The 19,404-nt window shown below is 67.2% G+C and carries 17 protein-coding genes and 2 pseudogenes; 8 read left to right on the top strand and 11 right to left on the bottom strand.

Annotated features, from left to right (window positions below; translation table 11 throughout):
* Positions 1-109: 109 nt before the first annotated feature.
* The 6 genes from ACWF94_RS10000 to ACWF94_RS09975 all read right to left on the bottom strand — a co-directional run bounded on the left by ACWF94_RS10000 (position 110) and on the right by ACWF94_RS09975 (position 8,367).
* Positions 110-769, bottom strand: coding sequence for an isochorismatase family cysteine hydrolase (locus tag ACWF94_RS10000; RefSeq protein WP_453486490.1), 660 nt, complete (start codon positions 767-769; stop codon positions 110-112).
* A gap of 181 nt (positions 770-950) precedes the next feature.
* Positions 951-2,324 carry an MFS transporter gene (locus ACWF94_RS09995; protein WP_453486488.1) on the bottom strand — a complete coding sequence of 458 codons (1,374 nt, stop codon included), beginning with the start codon at positions 2,322-2,324 and terminating at the stop codon, positions 951-953.
* A 256-nt stretch (positions 2,325-2,580) separates the two neighbouring features.
* Positions 2,581-3,978, bottom strand: coding sequence for a hypothetical protein (locus tag ACWF94_RS09990; protein WP_453486486.1), 1,398 nt, complete (start codon positions 3,976-3,978; stop codon positions 2,581-2,583).
* Positions 3,978-4,790 carry an alpha/beta fold hydrolase gene (locus tag ACWF94_RS09985; protein ID WP_453486484.1) on the bottom strand — a complete coding sequence of 271 codons (813 nt, stop codon included), beginning with the start codon at positions 4,788-4,790 and terminating at the stop codon, positions 3,978-3,980. The genes ACWF94_RS09990 and ACWF94_RS09985 overlap by 1 nt, the downstream gene beginning before the upstream one ends.
* 151 nt (positions 4,791-4,941) lie before the next feature.
* On the bottom strand, positions 4,942-6,627 hold the full coding sequence (locus tag ACWF94_RS09980; RefSeq protein ID WP_453486482.1) for an amidohydrolase: 1,686 nt from the start codon (positions 6,625-6,627) through the stop codon (positions 4,942-4,944).
* Positions 6,628-6,861: 234 nt separating this feature from the next.
* Positions 6,862-8,367: a carboxylesterase/lipase family protein gene (locus ACWF94_RS09975; RefSeq protein WP_453486480.1), complete on the bottom strand. Its 1,506-nt coding sequence runs from the start codon at positions 8,365-8,367 to the stop codon at positions 6,862-6,864.
* Positions 8,368-8,581: 214 nt separating this feature from the next.
* Between ACWF94_RS09975 and ACWF94_RS09970 the strand changes: the two genes are divergently transcribed.
* The gene (locus tag ACWF94_RS09970) at positions 8,582-9,241 is read left to right on the top strand and encodes a TetR/AcrR family transcriptional regulator (protein WP_453486479.1); all 660 of its coding nucleotides are present in this window, start codon (positions 8,582-8,584) and stop codon (positions 9,239-9,241) included.
* Positions 9,242-9,555: 314 nt separating this feature from the next.
* Here the strand turns inward: ACWF94_RS09970 and ACWF94_RS09965 are convergent, their stop codons facing one another.
* Complete coding sequence (locus ACWF94_RS09965) at positions 9,556-11,079, bottom strand: PucR family transcriptional regulator (RefSeq protein WP_453486478.1); 1,524 nt, start codon at positions 11,077-11,079, stop codon at positions 9,556-9,558.
* Positions 11,080-11,269: 190 nt separating this feature from the next.
* On the opposite strand from ACWF94_RS09965, the gene ACWF94_RS09960 reads away from it, so the two are divergent.
* Genes ACWF94_RS09960 through ACWF94_RS09940 form a run of 5 tightly spaced genes read left to right on the top strand, consistent with a single transcriptional unit; the run spans position 11,270 to position 16,098 of the window.
* A complete protein-coding gene (locus tag ACWF94_RS09960; protein ID WP_453486476.1) occupies positions 11,270-12,793 on the top strand; it encodes an APC family permease in 1,524 nt (507 codons plus the stop codon).
* Positions 12,790-13,494 (top strand): SDR family NAD(P)-dependent oxidoreductase, encoded by a 705-nt coding sequence (locus ACWF94_RS09955; RefSeq protein ID WP_453486475.1) that lies wholly within the window; start codon positions 12,790-12,792, stop codon positions 13,492-13,494. Before ACWF94_RS09960 ends, ACWF94_RS09955 begins: the two co-directional genes overlap by 4 nt.
* 2 nt (positions 13,495-13,496) lie before the next feature.
* Positions 13,497-14,267: an SDR family NAD(P)-dependent oxidoreductase gene (locus ACWF94_RS09950; RefSeq protein ID WP_453486473.1), complete on the top strand. Its 771-nt coding sequence runs from the start codon at positions 13,497-13,499 to the stop codon at positions 14,265-14,267.
* Positions 14,255-15,223, top strand: a complete 969-nt coding sequence (gene speB, locus ACWF94_RS09945) for an agmatinase (RefSeq protein WP_453486471.1) — start codon at positions 14,255-14,257, stop codon at positions 15,221-15,223. The genes ACWF94_RS09950 and speB overlap by 13 nt, the downstream gene beginning before the upstream one ends.
* Positions 15,220-16,098: a polysaccharide deacetylase family protein gene (locus tag ACWF94_RS09940; RefSeq protein ID WP_453486469.1), complete on the top strand. Its 879-nt coding sequence runs from the start codon at positions 15,220-15,222 to the stop codon at positions 16,096-16,098. Before speB ends, ACWF94_RS09940 begins: the two co-directional genes overlap by 4 nt.
* Positions 16,099-16,142: 44 nt before the next feature.
* On the opposite strand, the pseudogene ACWF94_RS09935 reads toward ACWF94_RS09940, so the two are convergent.
* The 4 genes and pseudogenes from ACWF94_RS09935 to ACWF94_RS09920 all read right to left on the bottom strand — a co-directional run.
* Positions 16,143-16,421 (bottom strand): annotated as a pseudogene (locus ACWF94_RS09935) (alpha-hydroxy-acid oxidizing protein); the annotation flags it as partial.
* Between the two features lie 105 nt (positions 16,422-16,526).
* Positions 16,527-17,174: a hypothetical protein gene (locus ACWF94_RS09930; RefSeq protein WP_453486468.1), complete on the bottom strand. Its 648-nt coding sequence runs from the start codon at positions 17,172-17,174 to the stop codon at positions 16,527-16,529.
* Between the two features lie 86 nt (positions 17,175-17,260).
* A complete protein-coding gene (locus ACWF94_RS09925) occupies positions 17,261-18,028 on the bottom strand; it encodes a dienelactone hydrolase family protein (protein ID WP_453486466.1) in 768 nt (255 codons plus the stop codon).
* Positions 18,029-18,133: 105 nt separating this feature from the next.
* Complete coding sequence (locus ACWF94_RS09920; RefSeq protein WP_453486465.1) at positions 18,134-18,436, bottom strand: Tn3 family transposase; 303 nt, start codon at positions 18,434-18,436, stop codon at positions 18,134-18,136.
* A 145-nt stretch (positions 18,437-18,581) separates the two neighbouring features.
* On the opposite strand from ACWF94_RS09920, the pseudogene ACWF94_RS09915 reads away from it, so the two are divergent.
* Positions 18,582-18,819 (top strand): annotated as a pseudogene (locus ACWF94_RS09915) (dehydratase); the annotation flags it as partial.
* 130 nt (positions 18,820-18,949) lie between these two features.
* The coding region (locus tag ACWF94_RS09910) for an ABC transporter substrate-binding protein (protein ID WP_453486463.1) at positions 18,950-19,404 on the top strand (455 nt) is incomplete at its 3' end.

The raw sequence follows: 19,404 nt of genomic DNA, 5'->3' as shown, positions 1-19,404 counted from the left end.
CGGCAGTCCCCGCTCTTCTTCCCGCGGGTGGGAGGGTACGGCCGGCACATCCGTCCGCCGGGCAGGCGGCCCGCTCCTTACGACTGCGGTTTCAGGCCGCCGACCGGGCTCACGCCGGTGTCTCCGGACCGGCCGCCTGCGGCAGGAGCCAGTCGGACAGCTCATCGGCGGTCACGACGGCGGTCGCGACATGTTCCGCCCATTCGATGAACGCCTCGTACTCGTATCTGCCCATGCTGGGCTCGCCCGGACAGCAGTCGCGCAGAACGACCGCCCGGTACCCCAGATCGAGCGCCTCCCGGGCGGTCGACTCCGGACATCCACGGCTGCTGACACCGATGACGAAGAGGTTCATCACGCCGTTCATGACGAGGATTCGCCCGAGCGGCGTGCCGCTGAAGGCGCTCAATCCGGTCATCCGGAGGGTGATCTCGCCTTTCCGCGGCGCCACGGCCTCGTAGAACTCCGCGTCCCAGCTGCCCACGATGTTCCTGCCGACCTGCGGGATCTCGCCGAGCCCTCCGCTCTTGCTGTTGAGCTCCGGATAGCCCTCCGACCATGCTCCCTGGGCGAACACCACCAGCATGCCGGCCTGCCGGGCGGCGGCGAGTGCCGTCTGTACCTGGGGAATCGCCTCGGCGATCATCGCAGGCCAGGGCGGTGAGTTCCGCATGAAGAAGCCTTCGGGGTGCACTGCGTGATTCGTGTAGTGCATGACCACGAGGGCCGATCGTTCGGCGTCCATCTCCTGTAGTGTCATCTGTCCCATTTCCCGAATCCTTTCCTGTGCGGACGGCTGATGTGTGTGTTGTCGACGGTGCTGTGACACGAGCTGATCGAGCGGGTCCGGCCCAACGGGGCTCATTCGGCGGTACGGTGCGGTGTTCAACCAGGGCCCGCGGGGCCGCCTTCCGGCGGGCCGGTCCGCAGCCGGTCGCCGCCATCGGGATTCAGACAGCCGTGCTCAACGGCTGGTCGGTCGGCGCACGGGCAGGCAACGCCATGCTGATCGCGGCCACGACGGCGACCACGGCGATGGTGAGCCACAACACAGTGGTGTACGTGTCCCACGTCGGCACCGGGATGCCGGGGAGCAGGTCACTGGCCAGCACGCTGCCACTGATCTGACTGCCCAGTGTGCCGCCGACACTGCGCAGAACGAAGGGCAGTCCGGCGATGCTGGTGGCTCGTTCAGCGGGCACGGAGGCGGTGACCACGTTGATCAGCTCGGTGAATACGAGCCCGAGCCCCATGCCCAGGATCCCCGCGGCGACAGCGTAGGTCACCGCGTCGGTCGCGAGGGTGAGCATGGTGACGCAACTGCCGACAATCAGCACGTTGCCCAGGGTGATCACGAGCCGTGGACCGAGCAGCCGTTCCAGTGGGCCGGTCAGTGCCGCGGCGATCGCGCCTGTGACGCCGAGCGGCAGCAGTATCAGGCCGGTTGTGGTGGCGGTGCCACCGAGTCCGTAGCCGGTGGATTCCGGTGCCACGACGATGTTGGGGATGCAGACGTACGCCAAGGTCGTGGCGAAGCCCACCATGAACGAGCCCACCGCCGTGATCGCCAGGACACGTCTGCCCAGCCGGAGGTCGACCAGCGGCTCATCGACTCGCAGTTCCACGACGACGAAGAACGCGAGGAGTACCAGCGAGAGGACCACCGAACCGAGCAGACCCGCCGAGAGCCACCCCCAATCGGGTGCCATGGTCACGCCGATCAGCAGGACCAGCAGCCCGCTTCCCAGCAGGGCCGCACCGGTCCAGTCGACATCGCCCCGGTGCTGTGGCCGCATGGCCGGGGTGGCCACCGCGGCTGCCAGGCCGATCACGACCAGCAGGACGAGGCCGCCCCAGTACAGCCAGCGGTAGCCGACCGCGTTGATGATCGGGCCGGCGAGGACAGGCCCCACGCCGGTACTGAGTGTGACGCCGGCGATGATGATCCCATTGCCGCGGCGCACCAGGTGCGCCGGCTGTGTGTCCCGGATGACACCGGTTGCCAGGGGGGCGAGGCTGAGTCCCACACCCTGCAGGATCTGGCCGATCGCCAGCTGCCAGACGGATGTCGCCGCCCCGGCCAGTGCCACTCCGACGGCGACGATCGCCAGTACCGAGAGCAGGATCTTCCTCTTGTCGGCGACATCGGCGAGTCTGCCCACCAGCGGAGTGCTCACCGCCGATGACAGCAGCAGACCGGTGAAGACCCAGGCGACCGACGCGGTAGTACCGTCGACACCGGCCTGGATCTCGGGCAGGGCCGGAGCCAGCATCGATTCGAGGAGGAAGTAGACGACCACCGCGCTGGTGGAGATGAGGAGCATGGGGCGTGGTCGTGGTCGTGTTCGTGGTGATGCCGGCATACCGGAACCTCCGTCTGAGGCGTAGAGGAATGTGGAGCAAACGTCTCCATCAATGACCGGAGCCCGACGGTGGGGGGCTGAACTGCTCGGTCGTCCGATCCGGCCGTACACTGCGCGGTGGTGCGCAGCGGCGTCCGGGTGGCTGTGGGTGGGCTGTTTCACGAGCGGGCAAGCAGCTCCGGAAGTGGTGCCGTGGCGGCCTCCCGCGACGGGCGGCTCATTCCTGCGGAACCCACAGGCGGTTGTACCGGCGGACGGCGAGCCCATGCGCCTCCAGGCTGGTGAATCGCGCCGCTGTCCCCTCGTCCAGCGTCGAGGCGAGGCGATTGAGCGCCTCCGGGGCTGTGTCGTCCCAGCGTCCGGTGTCCAGTCGGCGCGTCATGACCTCGATCAGGGCGGCGCTTTCGGCGGTACTGGACGCGAGGTGTCCCTCCGAATCGACGAAGGCGAAGCGGACCAGGTCGCCGTTCCCCGTCGCGTGCACTCGCTCGCGGTAGCCCTGAGCAAGGCTGAACGGAACCGCGGTGTCGCCCAGTCCGTTCACCCGGAGGACAGGCACCCGGGGGTTCCCTGTGACATTGCGTCCGGGTGCGTTCCAGAATTCGAGCGCGAACTCCGACGCCTCGATACGGGGTGCCGCGTTGACCCGTTCCAGGTCGGCATCCAGTGTTGCTCCCGCCTCGGCGTACAGTTGCTCAACAGCACGCCGGTAGTGTCCGTTTCCGTTCTCGAAGAGGTCGGCGTAGTCGACACCGGTGTTCCACGAGAGCTGCTGCCCGCGACCTCCGTTCTCGAAGATGATGCGCCCGGCGCCGCCGGCGTTCAGCGCGTCCTCGTTCACGAGGTGGTACATGCTGTGCTGCAGCTCGTGCGGATTGTCCAGCTTCGGCTTCGGATACAGTCCGCTCCCCCAGGCCGGCCACTGTCCGATGGTGATCGCCAAGGCGATCCGGGCCCGTCCCCGCGCGGTGCGCTGCGCCGCGCCGATGGCCGCGCGCCACGCGTTCTCGATCGCCGCGTCCGGCAGGTAGGCGATCGTGTCACCGACTCTGCGCATACCCGCGTTGGGCAGGCCCGCGACCAGCAGTTCGTCAAGCGTTGTCAGACCCGCGGCTTCGGCGTCCGGGCCGATGAGCGCCTTGAGCGCGAACCACATGTCCAGGTGTGTGTTCATGAGCCATACGGGCGTATGTGCGTCGAAGGCGATCACGCCGTCGACGCGTTCGGCGAAGTCCTCCGCGACCGCCAGCGACACATGGCCCCCGCCTGAGCCTCCGTACTGGATCACTCGCGCGGGTGCCCCGAACATGGACTCGAAGCGGACCAGCACCTCGTCGAGCATCGCGATCTCGTGCACGGGGTCGTACTGGAAGAAGTCCATGGGGTGCCGCGCGGTCCCCGCGACCGCGTATCCGCGCGTCAGCATGGACCGGTAGCGGTCGGCGCTGCCGCCCGTCGCCCCGGTGGAGGCGAGCAGCGATTCGTCGAGCGGTGTTTCGTCGGCGGCACTGGCGAAGTCCATGTCCCGGATGAGGACACCATTCCAGTTCGAGGGCACCCGCATCAGGAACGGGGTGCCGTCGGGGAGCGTTCCGCGCTGTTCCCGGGTCTCCATCACCGCTCACCGGCCGACAGGCCGCGGAGCCACTCGATCATCACCTGGGCAAGCTCCTGAGGGCGTTCGACCTGAATGGTGTGGCCGGAGCCCTCCCATTCGATCGCTTTGGAGTGGGGGTGCTGGAAGGTCGTCCTCTCCCACGCGGCTTTCCCCGGCAGGGAGTGGATCGCCAGTACGGGTGATCGACGGCCTTTGAGGTACTCGGTCGCGGTGTCGCGCTGGAACACTCCGGATGCCGCATCGGCGAGACCTTCGTAGGGCTTCCAGACCATCTCGTTCGGCATGCTCTGGATGCGCCGGCTGTTGAAGGTCCGCAGAAAGTCGGGGGTTTCCGGTGTTGTCCCCGCGGCATTCATCTGGTCGAGGAGGATCCGCTGCCCTTCGCCCGGCGCCCGCCGCCATTCCTCACGCCCGGCTTCGAGTACCGCCACGAACTCCCGGTCGTGCCCGTACGCAGGGTCCACGGCGACCATCGCCGTGACGAGGTCGGTGTGCTCAACCGCCATCGATGCCGCGACCGCGGCCCCGAGGGAGTGCCCGACAGGGACCACCTGCTCGCAATCGAGATGACGGACGAGGTCGACCATGTCGTGAACCAGGTGTTCCAGTGCGTAGTTCCCGGGAGCGGACGAGTGCCCGTGGCCTCTCAGGTCGCATGCGACGACCCGGTACCTGTCATTGAGCAGCGGAATGAGCCAGACCCAGTCGTTCGAGTCCACTCCCCACCCGTGCATCAGCAACAGCGTCTGGGGGCCTTGCCCCTCGTCTGTGTAGAACAGTCGCGTATCACCACTGTCCAGGTAGGGCATTCCCACCACTCCTTCCATATGGATTCAGACTGAGTTCCGATCGGCCTACGCGGCCACCCGCCGGGTCGCGTTGCCCACCCGCATGCACGGCACAGCTATCCGGGGTCGTGGTCCACCGGATCAGATGGAACGGCATCCTCCGAACTCGGGATCACGTCCGCTCGTACACCAGCTCACCTTCGAAATAGGTTTCCAGGACCTTGAGTTCGGCCACTTCCGCATCCGCGCACGTCAGGATGTCCCGATCCAGTACGACCAGGTCCGCGTACTTTCCGGCTTCCAGCGACCCGATGCGGTCCTCCCGCTTGAGCGCGTAGGCGGCATTGCTCGTGTACATCCTGAGCATCTGCTCCCGGGTGATCGCCTGGTCCGGGAGCAGTACCCCGGCAAGGGTGTCGTTCGTCAATGCGGAGTACTGCCCCAGGAAAGGCCGCTCGGGGTCGTACGTCGCGGCGGGGATGTTCGAGCCGCCGCTGACCACGAGGCCGGCGTCGAGCCAGTCCTTGATACGGGGGGCCCACATGTTGACCGTTTGGTTCCAGGCGTCCTGCTTCATTCCCTGGTGGAACCCGGTGGTCTGGATCTGGCTGTGCATACGCAGCGAGCGCTCGGCCGCGTAGTAGCTGAGAAGCGGGTTGGGATTCAGCATGAGTCCGAGCTTCTTCGCGCGCTCGATGTCCTGCGGTCGCCGTAGCCCGTGGGGGTGCGTCAAGGTGTGCCGCCGTCGTGCGAACGTCTCCGGGGCGGCTTCCGCTGCGGTTTCCAGAATGGTCAGCACTTCGTCGACCGATTCACTCACCCCGATGCTCGGCGGAATGGCGACAGTCCAGCCGCGGGCCACGGATTCGAGGACCATGTCGCGGAGACCGGGCTCATCGATCTGCATCCAGCCCTCAAGGTTGTAGCCGATCGACACTCCCTCGATCCACAGCCGGTCGCCGCCCATCTCCCATGGTTCGAAGTAGGACCCGAAGAACTGGTCCCGGTCTTCCTTGGCCCACAGATGCCGTTCCGGCACGGCGACCAGTACGCTCAGCCGGTTCCGCAGCAGACCTCGGCGATGGGCGTCCGCCCAGGCCCGGATCTCAACGGGGTAGGTCGCGTCGTCCCGTACGGTCGTGATACCGCAGGCGTGGTTGACCCGCTGCTGTGCCAGAGCCGCGTCCACCACTGCCTCATGCTCGAAGTGCAGGAAGTCCCACTCCCACGCCGGTCCTCCGAGCAGCCGTGACCACGCTTCCCTCGCCATATCGGCCGCTCCCCCGATGAGCTGGCCGGTGGGCTCGCCGTTCTCGTCGCGCGCGATGATTCCGTCGGGCCCCGTGGGGTCCGGTGTGTCCCTGCCGATGCCCGCCAGCCGCAGGGCGTAGCTGTTCGCGATGATCGGCCGGCCGCCCTGCCTGATGTAGACGGGATGTTTGGGCGCGATCTTGTCGAGATCCCAGCGGTTGGGCCACCGGCCGTCGGCGAGTGCCCCTCGGTACATACAACCGGCCGCTACCCACTGCCCCTCCGGGGTGATATCCACCCGATGTTTGATGGCCGCGAGGATCTCGTCGATGGAGGTGAGCGTGATGAGGTTGACAGCGCCGCGGTCCCCCAGCATGTCGATACCCGCGGTGATGAAGTGCTGATAGCTGTCGATCTGACCGGGCACGACACATTTGCCGTGCAGGTCGACCTTCTCGGTCCCCTTCCCGGCCAGGGCCTCGACGTCAGCCTGTGTGCCGACGGCGACGATTTTCCCGTCTGCGATGGCCAGCGCCTGGGCGATGGTGAACTCCCGGTCGACCGTGACGATCTTCCCATTGGTCAGAATGAGATCGGGTGCGATCATTGGCTGATGTCTCCTGTCTATCTGAAATCAGTAGAGTGTGATTGATCGATGGGAGGACGGTTTTGCGGCGAGCGCGGTCCTCGTCCGGCCGGGACTGCTTTACCCGGCGGACACCGCGAAGGCACGCTGCGCCGGCCCTCCCGCCCTTCTCGGCTCTCAGCCGATCGGACTGTGTGGAGAAGCCGTGCCGGTATGCCGGTGCCTGACTTCTCTTCGGCCGCCGATCTGTTCCGGTCAGGGTTTCGGCTGTTCACCGGACGGCGCGGAAGAGGTGCCGGCAGGTGTGCGCTGCGGGTGCCCGAAGCCGGCACTCGGGATGACCCGGCACACGGAGTCGAACGTCATCAGGTTCTCCCCCGTACTGTCGACGGCAGGCCAGCGCAGGGATTCCGTTTCGGGCGTGCCGTCACGGATGAAGGAGATCCACGCACGGTGCATCTGTGCACTGATTGAGGCCATGAGTCCCGGTTCGAGCCCGGCCAGGAACGGCGCGTCCCACTTCTCCGCGTTGGCGAACGTGAAGGGAAGCTCCAGGCAGTGCGTGGCACCGAGTTTGCCGCCGAACGCCAACGAGTCGAGATTGAACTGGTATCCGTAGGTGTCACCTCGGTCCGCGCGGCGCGCCAGGACGCCATTCGCCGGGGATCTGAACATATGGTCTCCGCACTCCGCGCTCAGTACGTCACGTGCGTCGTCGCCGACCACATCGGTATATCGGCGGTAGACGGTCTCGGGGTCGTCATGTCTTTTCCGGAGGACTGCGACGACGTCGTCGACGGCGCTCTGGTCATATTGCGGATCGGCGATGAAGGGGAACGTTCCTTCATCCTGCGTCCAGCCAATGAGCAGCTCGACCCGGGAGTCTGCCAGTGCGTCCTGCGGGTGGATGGGCATGAGGTCGTCGATAACGGGCGTGAACGCGAGATTCCACCGTCCGAATTCCGCGAGCCGGCGCAGCACCGCGATCGTTCCCTCGACGAGGCGTTCGGTTGGTTCGCCGACGAGGCCCAGTCGGTCGGCGTGGCCGAGTGAGTCGGCCAGTACATCGGTACGTTCGGCCGCTTCCTCGTGCGCCGGGAGATCGAGTCCCAGTGGTGCGCTCTGAACGATCGCGCGATGAAAGAGCCGGGAAACCGTGGGGTGCCGGGCAAGAGCTCCGATGGAGAATCCTCCGCCGGACTGTCCCATGAGAGTGATGGAATCCGGGTCGCCGCCGAAGCCGGCGGCGTTCTCGGCGATCCAGCTCAATGCCGCTGCCTGGTCGCTCAGCCAGAGGTTCGAGTGCCCGGGCACCATGCCGTGCAGGAAACCGAAGGCACCAAGGCGATAGTTGATCGTCACGACAACCAGGTTCCCGTTTCGCGCGAAACCGTCGCCGGAATAACAGGGCATGTTTCCCGAGCCGGTGAGGAAGCCGCCGCCGTGGATCCACACCAGTACCGGACGTTTCGCTCCGTCGAGCCCTGGTGTCCAGACGTTGAGCGTCAGGCAGTCCTCCCCGAACGGTGGAGACCCGTGCTCGCCCAGGATGGGGTTCCCCCCGGGCACGTAGGGCTGGGGTGCGCTCAGCCCATAGCGTGTCGCGTCGCGAACACCGGCCCACCCTTCGTGAGGTTGTGCGCGTCGCCAGCGCAAGTCACCGACCGGCGGCGCCGCGTAGGGGATGTCCCGGAACACGGCCAGCCCGTTCTCCGAACTTCCGCGGACGGCGCCACTGGAAGTAATCACAATCTGCGTCATCGAACCTCGTCTCTTCTGAGTTCTCCCAGCGTCCTGGAGGCAGGTCGGCCGGCTCGACGTCGGCCGCCGACGCGGCCGAGTCCGGAGGAGCGAACGGTCACCGGGCATCGGCCGACACCGGCTTCAACATGGCGGTTCGCGCCTATCGAAGCCGTAACCAGCAGTTTTGACTGAACTGGTCCGTCTAGTTCAGCTTCTGGTAGCGTAGGCCCTCATGGAGCAGAGTCAAGGGGTCCCGGAGAAGATGAAGCGCGAGAGGCGAGACGAGCGGCGCCTGGGCGGCACTACCGACGAGAAGCGATCCGCGATCATCGAGGCGGCTCAGGCGGTTTTCCTCGAACGAGGATTCGCCGGTACCACCATGGACCTCATCGCTGCCACGGCCAACGTGTCCAAGGCCACCGTGTACGCGAAGTTCGGCAGCAAGGACGAGCTGCTCGCCGAGATCGTCGCCTCCGCGGCCGACCGTATCCACCAGGAGATCGACGGGCACGACGACCCGCACGAGGATCTGCGCACCAGGCTGACCGCTCTGTCCCGCCGTTACGCCCAGGTGTTGTTCGACCCCCGCACCGTGGGCCTGCTCCGCCTCGTCGTGGCCGAGTCACACAACCGCCCCGACATCGGCAAGCGCTACCTGCGGGCCGGTCCCCTCCCGGCCATTTCCCACCTGGCGGCCGCGCTCCGCGAGTTCGTCGACCGCGGCGACCTGGCCATCGACGATGTCGACCTCGCCGCGCTCCAGTTGGTCGGAATGCTCCAGGCCCGGCGTCTGTACGCGCTGCTCGACCCGAGCATGCTCCCTTCCGAGGCGGAGATCGCCGCCACCGCGGCGGCTGACGTCGAGGTGTTCCTCTCCGCATACGGCACCTGAGGCCCGGGCGCCGCCAAGTGAGCCAGGAAGTCCTGCCACTCCTGCGCCGTGGGCCCGCGGCACTCCTCCCCGGGCCGCAGCGGCGCTGGAGGAGGAACGGCATCGGGGCACTCCAGAGCCGTTCCAGACTGTCGCAGGCGGCGACCAGGGGCATGGCCTGCCGCCCGCGCCGGACGCTACCTGCGCGCACTGCGGCGAAAGATCCCAATCGAGTTGCGAACGCAAATGATCGTTAGCCGTCCTCGGCTATTCGCCGGCTTCGGCCGGGCCATGCACGACCCCCTCTGCGCGGGCCCCGCCCGCGTGCGCTGTGTTCAGTGCGAGCGGGGCGGAGGGCGACCGATCTCGCTGCCCGCGAGCAATGCGGATGCCTGGAAAGCGATCCATAGCTCCGTGATGTCGGCCGTTTCCGCCAGTTTCCGGTCGGTGAGATCCTGTACGCGCTGGATGCGGTACATCACCGTCTGTTTGTGCACGTTCAGCGCGGCCGCGGTGCGTTGCCACGAGCGCTGGTGCACCAGGAATGTCTGCAGGGTGCCGGTCAGGTCGGTGCCGTTGGTGGCGTCGTATCGGATGAGGGGGCCCAGTACCCGGTCGACGATGGAACGAGCTTCTTCCACACTGCGAAGGACGGTGTGAACCGTCTTCTCGCCGTAGCGCACCAGCCGGTCCTCGGAACTGCGGGCGAGGGACAGCGCCCAGACCGCCTCGTGCTGCGCTTCCGGGATCCCTTCCTGTGTCTTTCGGGTGCTGAGGCCGGCCGGAGTGTGGGCGCCGAGCCGGTTGCGCAGCACAGCCAGGTCCGACTCCTCGTCCCGTAGCAGAGTCATCAGCACGTCTCCGCGCTGGAGGAGCAGGTGCGGGACACGCCTGCGGCCGAGAACCAGGTGCAGATCCTGCTGCCTCGGTCCTGCCTCATGGTGCAGGGCGACCACGACCAGGTCCTCGGACGGCAGATTGTGGAGAGTCAGTTCCTGGCGTGCTGCGTCCGTCTCAATCCTGGAGTCCAGCAACTGGGCCAGCAGCTCCGATCCCAATCGGCGTTCGTGCTCCCGCAGCATGGCCTGCCGCGCCGTCTCGACAGCCGCAGCAGTCGCCAGGTGGTGCAGGAGAGAGGTGTCCATCCCGGGGAGGTCGACGGAGACAAGGACCGTGGGCTCTTCCGCCGGAACCTCGACGGCCAGCACGCTCGTGTTCCTGGGCCAGGGCAGATGAAGGACTCCTGGGATGCGGCCCTCGTGTTCGCGCACTGCGGTAAGAAGCGCCTGGGCCAGTTCAGGCTCGGGCTTGTCCCCTGCGGGGTCGACCGGATTGGCAGTTGCCGTGTCCAACAGCAGGAGGCGACAGCCCAGTTCGCGTCCAAGGCGAGCTGTGGGCGAGTCTCCGGTGCGGCCGTCCAGACTGTTCCGCAGGGCTCCGTAGACCCTTTCGATCTGGCCGAAGCGCGCCGGGGTCTCGCCTGAGTTGGCGTCGGCGACGGCGCGGGCGACGGCGACAAAGCTGACGGAGTAGGAGGCCGTGAGGATGGCCAGGCCGTGGCGGTCGGCTTCCTGTGCGAGTTCCTGGCTCAACTGCGGGGTCTGCGGGTCTTCGCCGATCAGGATGCCGCTGGCACCGGCGCGGGCACATCGCTCGACGAGAGCTGCCTGGGCACGCCCGCCGGCCGACAGGGTGCACCCGTTGCGCATGAGCAGTTCACCGCCGGCCATCCAATCCCAGGGGCTGTCGAGGTCTGAGGCGTGCGCCCACGTCACCGTGCGGCTCAGCCCGTCCGAGCCGGCGAACAGCGAAAGCCGCAGGTGAGGTAGGCCGAGCACGGTCGCAACAGTGGCCGGCACATCGACTCCATCCACGTACTATAACTTCGCCGCAATCTTCTTATGCGATCGCTCAAGACGCAAGGGGAGATTGTGGTTTTCGATCTGTGGACCTCCACCCCCCGCTGGCCGGAGACTCCCTGGAGTCCCGACACGCGTGACGCGGCCGAGACACGGATCGCCCCAGGTCAGGGGCAGCAAGGAGCTACTGATGCCAGAGCATCCGGTTGCATCGGCAGCGGAGCGGGCCGAAGGCGCCGGCGGTTCCCAGGAGAGCCGGCTGAATCGTGGATTCAGCTTCCGTTCAGCCTTCTCGATGGCCATTGCCGACGTGTCGCCCATCGTCGCCCTGTACGCCATCTTCACCCTGGGGCTGTTCTCGGCGGGCCCGGCCTTCTTCTGGGCGTTCCCCGTGGTTCTGGTCGGCCAGCTGCTCGTCGCCTGCGTCTTCGGTGAGCTGTCCTCGCGCTGGCCCTACGCCGGCAGCGTGTACCAGTGGACCCGGCACATGAGGGGCGCGTCCTGGGGCTGGGTGGCCGCATGGGCCTACATCTGGGGGCTGACCATTGCCCTGTCGACCCTGGCCTATGGTGCGGCGGGGTTTCTGCTGGCAGCTCTGGGCGTCACCGAGGTCAGTCAAGGCATGACGGTGGCGACAGCCATCGCCGTGCTCGCCCTCGGCAGTCTGGCGAACATGGTGGGGCGCCGGATTCTCAAGGTGATGGTGATTGCCAGCATCATCTGCGAAGTCATCGGCTCCGTCGGTCTGAGCACGGTTCTGTTGATCTTCCACCGGGTGAATCCGGTGGACGTCCTCTTCGACGGTTTCGGCACGCAGGGGGCCGGCTCCTGGCTGGGCGGCCCACTGCTGGTGGCCATGGTGTACGTAGGCTGGTCGTTCGTCGGCTTTGAGGCAGCCGGATCCATCGCGGAAGAGGTGGAGCGCCCGGAACGCAACGTACCGAAAGCGATCATCCTTTCCCTGCTGTGCGTGGCTGCCACGGTGATGTACTCCAGCGTCGCCCTGATCCTGGCCATCCCTGACCTCGACAAGGTCATGGCTGATCAGCCGGGCGACCCGGTGACCGACACACTGGTCAGCCAGTTGGGCTCAGGCGTCGCCCGCCCACTGCTGATATTGTTTGTCATTGGGTTTATATCCAGTTTCCTGGCAGTGCAGGCTGCGGTCTCGCGCTGTCTGTGGGGTTCGGCCCGGGATGATGCGTTGCCCGGATCGAAGGTCTTGGTCAGGCTTGCCGGCCCCGAAAGGCTTCCGGTCAACGCCATCGCCCTGACCGGTGTCGTGGCGGCCGTCCTCGTCCTGCTCGCGGGCAGCGACCTCTACGGCGTGCTGGTCAACTTCACCACGATGGGCTTCCAGATCGCCTTCGCTGTCCCGGTCATCGGCGCTGCCATCACACGGCTCCGGGGCCGATGGCAGCCGGGCGCCTTCAGCCTCGGCCGGTGGGGAACCCCCGTGACGATCCTCGCGGCGCTGTGGACCATCGCGCAGACAGTGAACATCGCCTGGCCACGCTCCTCCATGGGCGACACCTGGTACCTGCGCTGGAGCATGCTCTTGACAACGGGATTCCTCACCGTCGTCGGTACCCTAGTCTTCGCAATCGTGCGAAATCGCATCAAGGCACCTCTGGCGAGCCGGCTGTCCGCTTCCGCACGGTCTCTACCAGACGCCTCCCCCGCCCCTGTCGATACGGTGAAGGAAAGTACATGACATCCCCTCAGGTCGCCCTGGTCACCGGGGCCGGCAGCGGCATGGGTGCTCAGGTTGCACGCGACCTCCAGGCTCAAGGCTGGCAGGTGGCCGGCATCGACCGGAACCCCTTCCGAAGTCCCGCCGTGGACCTGGCGCTGACCGGCGATGTCGCTGATGCCGGTCAGATGCAGGAAGCGGTCGCCCGCGTCCATCAGGAGCTCGGACCGATCAAAGGTCTGGTGACCGCCGCCGGACACTACGCGGTATCCCCATTCGGGGAGATCACCGCCGAAGACTGGAACCTGATGCTGCGTGTGCATCTGGGCGGACTCGCCAACCTTGCTCGTGCGGTGCTGCCCTCGATGGTCGAGCAGGGCAGTGGAAGCATCGTTGCCATCTCCTCGGAGCTGGCCATCGGCGGCGGCGAGGGCGAAGCGCACTACGCGGCGGCCAAGGGGGCCGTCATCGGGCTCGTCCGCAGCCTTGCTGCCGAGTTCGCTGCGCACGGCGTTCGCGTCAACTCAGTCGCGCCGGGCCCCACGGACACTCCCATGCTGCCTGCGGACTCCCCCTGGCGCGCGCCCGACTACCTCGCCACCTTGCCCGCACGCCGGCTCGCGACCCCTGAGGAGATCGCCGCCATCGTGCGCTATCTGCTGCAGGAAGCAACCTTCTGCACCGGCGAAATCATCTCCCCGAACTCCGGAGCAGTGATCTGACCATGTCCGACTCCCAGCCGGCTCCTTCGGCGTTCGCCCTCGTGACGGGCGCAACGCAGGGGATCGGAAGGTCCGTCGCCCTTCGACTGGCTCAGGACGACGCCCGTGTGGCCGTGAACGGGCCTGCGCACACACCCTCGATGGACGCGGTGGTTCAGGCCGCCCGTGGTGTGGCCGCTCCGGCCGACGTGGCCGACCCAGCCCAAGTTCATGCCTTGGTGCAGAAGCTCCAGCAGGACGTCGGCGACATCGACGTCCTGGTCTGCAACGCCGCCTACATGACCATGGGCAGCTTCCTGGACTCCGACGAGCAGGACTGGTGGAGCATCGTCGACACCAACCTGAGCGGCACGTTCCACCTCATCCAGGCGGTCCTGCCCGGCATGCGCCGCCTGGGCCGCGGCCGCATCGTCGTGATCTCCTCCGAGTGGGGCGTCACAGGCTGGCCCAATGCCGGCGCCTACGCAGCGTCCAAGGCCGGGCTGATTGCCTTGGTCAAGAGCTTGGGGCGAGAGCTGGCTCCCGAGAACATCCTGGTCAATGCGATCGCACCGGGCGTCGTCGACACACCTCAGCTCGAAGTCGATGCGGGCGACGCTCAGATCCCTCTCTCCGCCCTGCACCAGAGGTACGCGGCCGGCATCCCGCTGGGCCGGATCGGCCGCCCCGAGGAGATCGCCTCGGCCGTTGCACTCCTCTCCGACTTCTCCATCGGTTCCCTCGTGGGCCAGACCATCCAGATCAACGGAGGAACCACCCGGTGTCGCGCCTGAACTCCCCTGCCCGGACAGCTCCCGTCGGCCCTGTCGACGGCCGCCGCAGCCCTCGCTACGCGGGCCTCACCACCTTCGCGCGTCTGCCCCGGATCGAGGACGTCCCACGGCACGACGTAGCCGTCGCCGGCGTCCCCTTCGATGCCGGCGTCACCTTCCGGCCCGGAGCCCGCTTCGGCCCCTCGGCGATCCGCGAAGCCTCCCGCCTGCTGCGTCCCTACAACCCCCGCCTGGACGTGATGCCCTTTCATGATCAACAGGTCGTGGACGCCGGGGACCTGCCGTGCAACCCCTTCGACATCGCCGAGGCAAGCAAGGAGATAGAGCAGAGCGCGTACGAGCTGATCCGTGACGGACAGCGGCTGGTGACTCTCGGCGGCGACCACACGATCGCCTATCCGCTGCTGCGGGCCATGAACCGCGTCCACGGACCGGTCGCGCTGGTGCACTTCGACGCTCACCTCGACACCTGGGACACCTACTTCAACGCTCCCCTGACCCACGGCACGCCCTTCCGGCGTGCCGCCGAGGAAGGTCTGTTCCTTCCCCACTCAAGTGCGCACGTGGGCATTCGCGGGTCGCTGTACGACCCGGAGGACCTCACCAAGGACGCGGAGCTGGGCTTCACGATCATCCACTGCGCCGACTTCGAGGGCCTCACGGTCAACGAGGTCGTGAGCCGCCTGCGGGCCACCATCGGTGACGCCCCTCTGTACCTGTCGGTCGACATTGACGTGCTGGATCCCGCTCACGCTCCCGCGACGGGCACCCCGGAAGCCGGGGGGCTCACGAGCAGGGAGCTGCTGGGCGTCATCCGGGGAATGAAGGGCCTCAACCTCGTGGGAGCCGACATCGTAGAAGTCTCGCCCGCCTACGATCACGCCGACATCACCAGCGTCGCCGCGGCCAACCTCGCCTATGAGTTCATCTCTCTCAGCGCCAAGGCCGCCCGATGAGCACGCCGCCTGCCCCGGCAGGACCTGTCGCCTGGCCCGAGACCTACCGGGCCGCTGCTGCCTTCACGTTCGATGTGGATGCCGAGTCCGCGGTGCTCTGGGGGCATCCCGCAGCTGCGGACCGGATGTCTGTCATGTCGCATCAGTCGTACGGACCGCTGGTCGGCGTCCCGCGCCTGCTGAAGATCCTCAGCCGGCGCCAGATCCAGGCCACGTTCTGTGTTCCGGGCTGGACTGCCCTGAGGTATCCGGACGTTGTGCGCGCCATCGCGGACGCTGGTCACGAGATCGCGCATCATGGCTTCCTCCATGAGCCATTGACCGGCGTCGATGCGAAGACCGAAGCCGACTACCTCGACCGGGGGTTGGAGGCCCTGGAGACTGTGGCCGGGGTCAGACCAGTCGGCTACCGGGCCCCGATGTGGGAAGCCACCTACCACACGCCCCGCCTGCTTGAGGAGCGCGGTTTCCTGTACGACTCAAGCCTGATGGACGCCGACGTGCCCTATGAACTCGCCGGGCCGGGCTGTGTTGCGTCGATCGTGGAGATTCCGATCCAGTGGGCTCTGGACGACTGGGAACAGTACTGCTATCTGCCGGACATTTCCGGCAGCGGACTGATCGAGAGCCCGCGCAAGGCCCTCGAACTGTGGTCGCTGGAATTCGAGGCACTGCGCGCCGAAGGCGGGTGCTTCGTTCTCACCAACCACCCGTTCCTTTCCGGCCGTCCATCCCGGGCCGCGGCCCTGGAGGAGCTGATGGAGCGGGTCACCGGCACCTCGGACACCTGGGTCGCCCCGCTGTCGGAGATCGCCCGGCATGTGCGCTCGCTCGGGCTACCGCGACGGACCTTGCTGCCGCCCGACACAGCGTGACCATCGGCGGCGGACGTCCGGCCCGAGGTGAAACGGGACCGGGCCCGGTCGAGCTGTCGGTCACCGTGACTGGACAGCAGGATCGCGGCAGCTCCCAGCTCGGCGAGCCGCCGGGCGTCGTCGACGGTTTGCACCCTTTTGACCACGAGGTGCCCGTTCCACTGGTCCTTGATCCACGCCAGGTCGTCGAAGTCCACGGTGGCGTCGAACATGGTGTCCAGCAGGTCGGCGGATGCCGAAGGGGAGCTTGGACGGCTGTCCGAAGCAAGAACACCGCGCTCTCGTCGACGCCCTCGCGAACGGCGAGGGTCAGCGCGCTGCATCGCTCGTCGGACATCACGTGTGGTCCTACACGAGGCGGACGGGGTGTGACCGGGATACGCGTCAAAGGGGCAATGGGATGATCTTGAAGCCCTGATCCGCTCGGATTAACGTGCGGCAACGTGCAGCGGGGTCGAGTTCGGCGACGTGCCGGGCGACCGAGTCGACGCCCGGCCGGTCTCCGGGCACACGTCGAGTGCCGGTGTTCCGGCCGGGGCCTTGCGGTCGGTGAGGAACAGCGGGCCGCGGGTACGGCGGGCGATGAGGCGGGGCAGGATCTGGGCGGTGCCGGACTGCCAGTGAATCCACTCGGTCACCCCGCCCTTGGCGGTGATCCTGCCCCGCTTGTCCTGTGGGTAGAGGTCTTCCACGTTGAGGCACAGCACCTCGTCGGCCCGTGCGGCGGACTCGTAGAGCATCTTCCACTGGGTCTCCTCCCGCAGCGCGATGTCGAGGCGCCACAGGGCGGCGATCTGGTTCTCCGCGAGGGGGCCTTGGTGCGGTCGGGCTGCGCCGGCCGCCGATCGATGCCGATCGATGCCGATCGTGGGATCGCCTTCGATCCAGCCTTGGCGCTGCCACCAGCCGATCGCCTTGCGCGCGATGGACAGTTCCCGGTTGACGGTTCGATCGTCACGCCGCCCCGCACCCTGGCACTGCCGCAGTAAATGCGTACACCTCGCCCCGGCGGCCGGAATGGCCCGCCGCAGGTCGCGGTGATCACGGTAGGGGCACTGTCGCGGTGAATCCGGCATTTACTGCGGCAGTTGCGAACGCGTTGCCGCGATCGAGCATCCGCCCGAATGCGGTTCTGCTGTGCGGACTTGAGGGGAGGGGACTGTCAGTGCCCGGGGGCAGCATGCTTACCCGGGTCATGCCCCAGATCCTCCGTCACGGGCAGGCACTCGGTGAGCAGGTCGACGACGTCGCGCCAGGCTCGCTGCGCGTGCCGTGGGTGGTAGCCGACGCCGGGGACCACCGGGTGGTTGACCGGCGGGTGGTGGAAGGCGTGCAAGGCGCCGCCGTAGACCGTGAGGCGCCAGTCGACGCCCGCGGCCTGCATCTCAGCGGTGAACGCGTTCCGTTGCGCGGGCGGCATGATCGGGTCTTCCGACCCGACCCCGGCCCACACCGGGCAGCGAATGCGCGCCGCCTCGCCCGGTCGGCCCGTGGTCAGTGCGTTGACTGTCCCGATCGCGCGCAGGCTGACGCCGTCGCGCCCGAGTTCCAGCCCGACGGCTCCCCCGGTGCCGTAGCCGACGGCGGCGATCCGGTCGGGGTCGGTCCGCGGTTCGGTGCGCAGCACGTCGAGCGCCGCATGGCCGATGCCCCTCATCCGGTCGGGATCGGCGAGCAGCGGCAGGCAACGGGCCAGCATCTCCTCGGGGTCGCCCAAATAGCGCCCGCCGTGAAGGTCGAAGGCCAGCGCTACATATCCCAGTTCGGCGAGAGCATCGGCCCGGCGGCGCTCGACGTCGCTGAGCCCCATGCCCTCTGGTCCGATCAGCACCGCGGGCTGGCGGTCGACACCGGCCGGGAGCGCGAGGTGCCCGATCATCGTCAAACCGTCGGCCGGATACTCGACCGTACGCGTCGAAATCGTCGTCATGAGACTGGACTGTAGTGATCGTCGAGCCCGGACCGGCCGGTGTTCTGCCGCTGGCAGAACACCGCGGGTATTTTTCTGAAGTACGGCGAGGGCTCACGAGAACCGTCACAAACCCCGTCTCCACGGCACCGCTATCGGATCAGCTGCCCGGGTCACGGTGTTGGAGGCTGACCCTCGCAGCAGGATTCTGCAGGTGTTGTGGAAGAACACCGCGTTCGTGAGCAGCGCGTTGAACTTCATCGCCTTCTCCTGCTCGACGGGGTCGTTGTCCGCGATGACGCCGCGGTTGCCGAAGCCGATCCACTGGGAGGACCGGTTGAACGACTCCACCTTGTTGGTCGCCGCCGTCACCCGCCGGCGCAGCGGCGCGTCGGAGAGGTAGCGCAGCAGTTGCACGGTGCGGATCACGCGGCCGACCTCGCGGAGGCGGCATAGGTGGCGTTCTTCCGCGACCCGGAGCGCAGGCGCTTGAGCAGAGTGGAGGAGGAGATGGTGCCCTCGCGTACGGAGACGGCCACCCGCTCGCTGCTTCCGCTCCTCGTCCCCCAGGCGATACGGGTCGAAGGCGATACGGGTCGAAGGCATGAAGATGGCCATCAACTACGGGACCGGGAAGGTGCGCTTTCCTCTCCCGTTCCGGTGGGGTCGCGATTGCGGACGGCCGTGACCCTCCAGAGCGTCTCGGAGACTGGCGGCGGAGTGCAGGTGACGCTCGGGGCACGGAAGAGCACGAGGGCGGTGAGAAGCCGGTGTGTGGTGTGGCCGACTCGGTCTCTCGCCACTGCTTCTGAGCAGTAGCCGCCCGGTGCTCCGACGTGTCCGGCATTTCCGGACGCCTGTTCCTCAGGGCACACCCCAACGACCAGGCTCCCCCGGCATGGGCAACCCCGACATCACACGTCATGGCCAGTGGAGGCTGAGATGAACAACGCGTTCACCACATCGAGGTTCAGACGGCGCAAGGTCACCGTCCTGTCCGGAGTGCTCACCGGGAGCCTGCTGCTCGCCGCGTGCGGCGGCGGCTCCACCGATGCCCAGGGAGGCAGCACCGACGAGATCGTGATCGGCGCGTACGGGCCGCTGAGCGGCCCCGCGGCCTCGATCGGCGTCCTGTACGACAGCATGGCCGCCTACTTCGACGAGGTGAACGCCAACGGCGGCATCAAGGGCCGCAAGGTGAAGCTGAAGGTCCGGGATGATCAGCTCAACCCGGCCCAGACACCTGGCGCGGCCCGCCAGCTCGTCGAGCGGGACAAGGCGGTGATGATGTGCGGTCCCTCGGGCTCGCCGACGACGATGGCGGTCAAGGGCTATCTGGAGTCCCGGGACATGGCTGTCGTGCCGGCCGCCGGTTCCGCCGAGCTGATCGGCAGGAC

The organism is Streptomyces sp. NPDC055078 (genome assembly GCF_053607985.1).
This window is presented reverse-complemented; position numbering and strand designations above follow the sequence as displayed.

What these genes read in the sequence shown, in the direction of transcription:
- ACWF94_RS09955 (WP_453486475.1), top strand. Translation starts at nt 12,790, where the DNA reads ATGACATCCCCTCAGGTCGCCCTGGTCACCGGGGCCGGCAGCGGCATG.
- ACWF94_RS09940 (WP_453486469.1), top strand. Translation starts at nt 15,220, where the DNA reads ATGAGCACGCCGCCTGCCCCGGCAGGACCTGTCGCCTGGCCCGAGACC.
- ACWF94_RS09975 (WP_453486480.1), bottom strand. Translation starts at nt 8,367, where the DNA reads ATGACGCAGATTGTGATTACTTCCAGTGGCGCCGTCCGCGGAAGTTCG.
- ACWF94_RS09985 (WP_453486484.1), bottom strand. Translation starts at nt 4,790, where the DNA reads ATGCCCTACCTGGACAGTGGTGATACGCGACTGTTCTACACAGACGAG.
- ACWF94_RS09950 (WP_453486473.1), top strand. Translation starts at nt 13,497, where the DNA reads ATGTCCGACTCCCAGCCGGCTCCTTCGGCGTTCGCCCTCGTGACGGGC.
- ACWF94_RS09990 (WP_453486486.1), bottom strand. Translation starts at nt 3,978, where the DNA reads ATGGAGACCCGGGAACAGCGCGGAACGCTCCCCGACGGCACCCCGTTC.
- ACWF94_RS09930 (WP_453486468.1), bottom strand. Translation starts at nt 17,174, where the DNA reads ATGCCGGATTCACCGCGACAGTGCCCCTACCGTGATCACCGCGACCTG.
- ACWF94_RS09980 (WP_453486482.1), bottom strand. Translation starts at nt 6,627, where the DNA reads ATGATCGCACCCGATCTCATTCTGACCAATGGGAAGATCGTCACGGTC.
- ACWF94_RS09960 (WP_453486476.1), top strand. Translation starts at nt 11,270, where the DNA reads ATGCCAGAGCATCCGGTTGCATCGGCAGCGGAGCGGGCCGAAGGCGCC.
- ACWF94_RS09925 (WP_453486466.1), bottom strand. Translation starts at nt 18,028, where the DNA reads ATGACGACGATTTCGACGCGTACGGTCGAGTATCCGGCCGACGGTTTG.
- ACWF94_RS10000 (WP_453486490.1), bottom strand. Translation starts at nt 769, where the DNA reads ATGGGACAGATGACACTACAGGAGATGGACGCCGAACGATCGGCCCTC.
- ACWF94_RS09970 (WP_453486479.1), top strand. Translation starts at nt 8,582, where the DNA reads ATGGAGCAGAGTCAAGGGGTCCCGGAGAAGATGAAGCGCGAGAGGCGA.
- ACWF94_RS09995 (WP_453486488.1), bottom strand. Translation starts at nt 2,324, where the DNA reads ATGCTCCTCATCTCCACCAGCGCGGTGGTCGTCTACTTCCTCCTCGAA.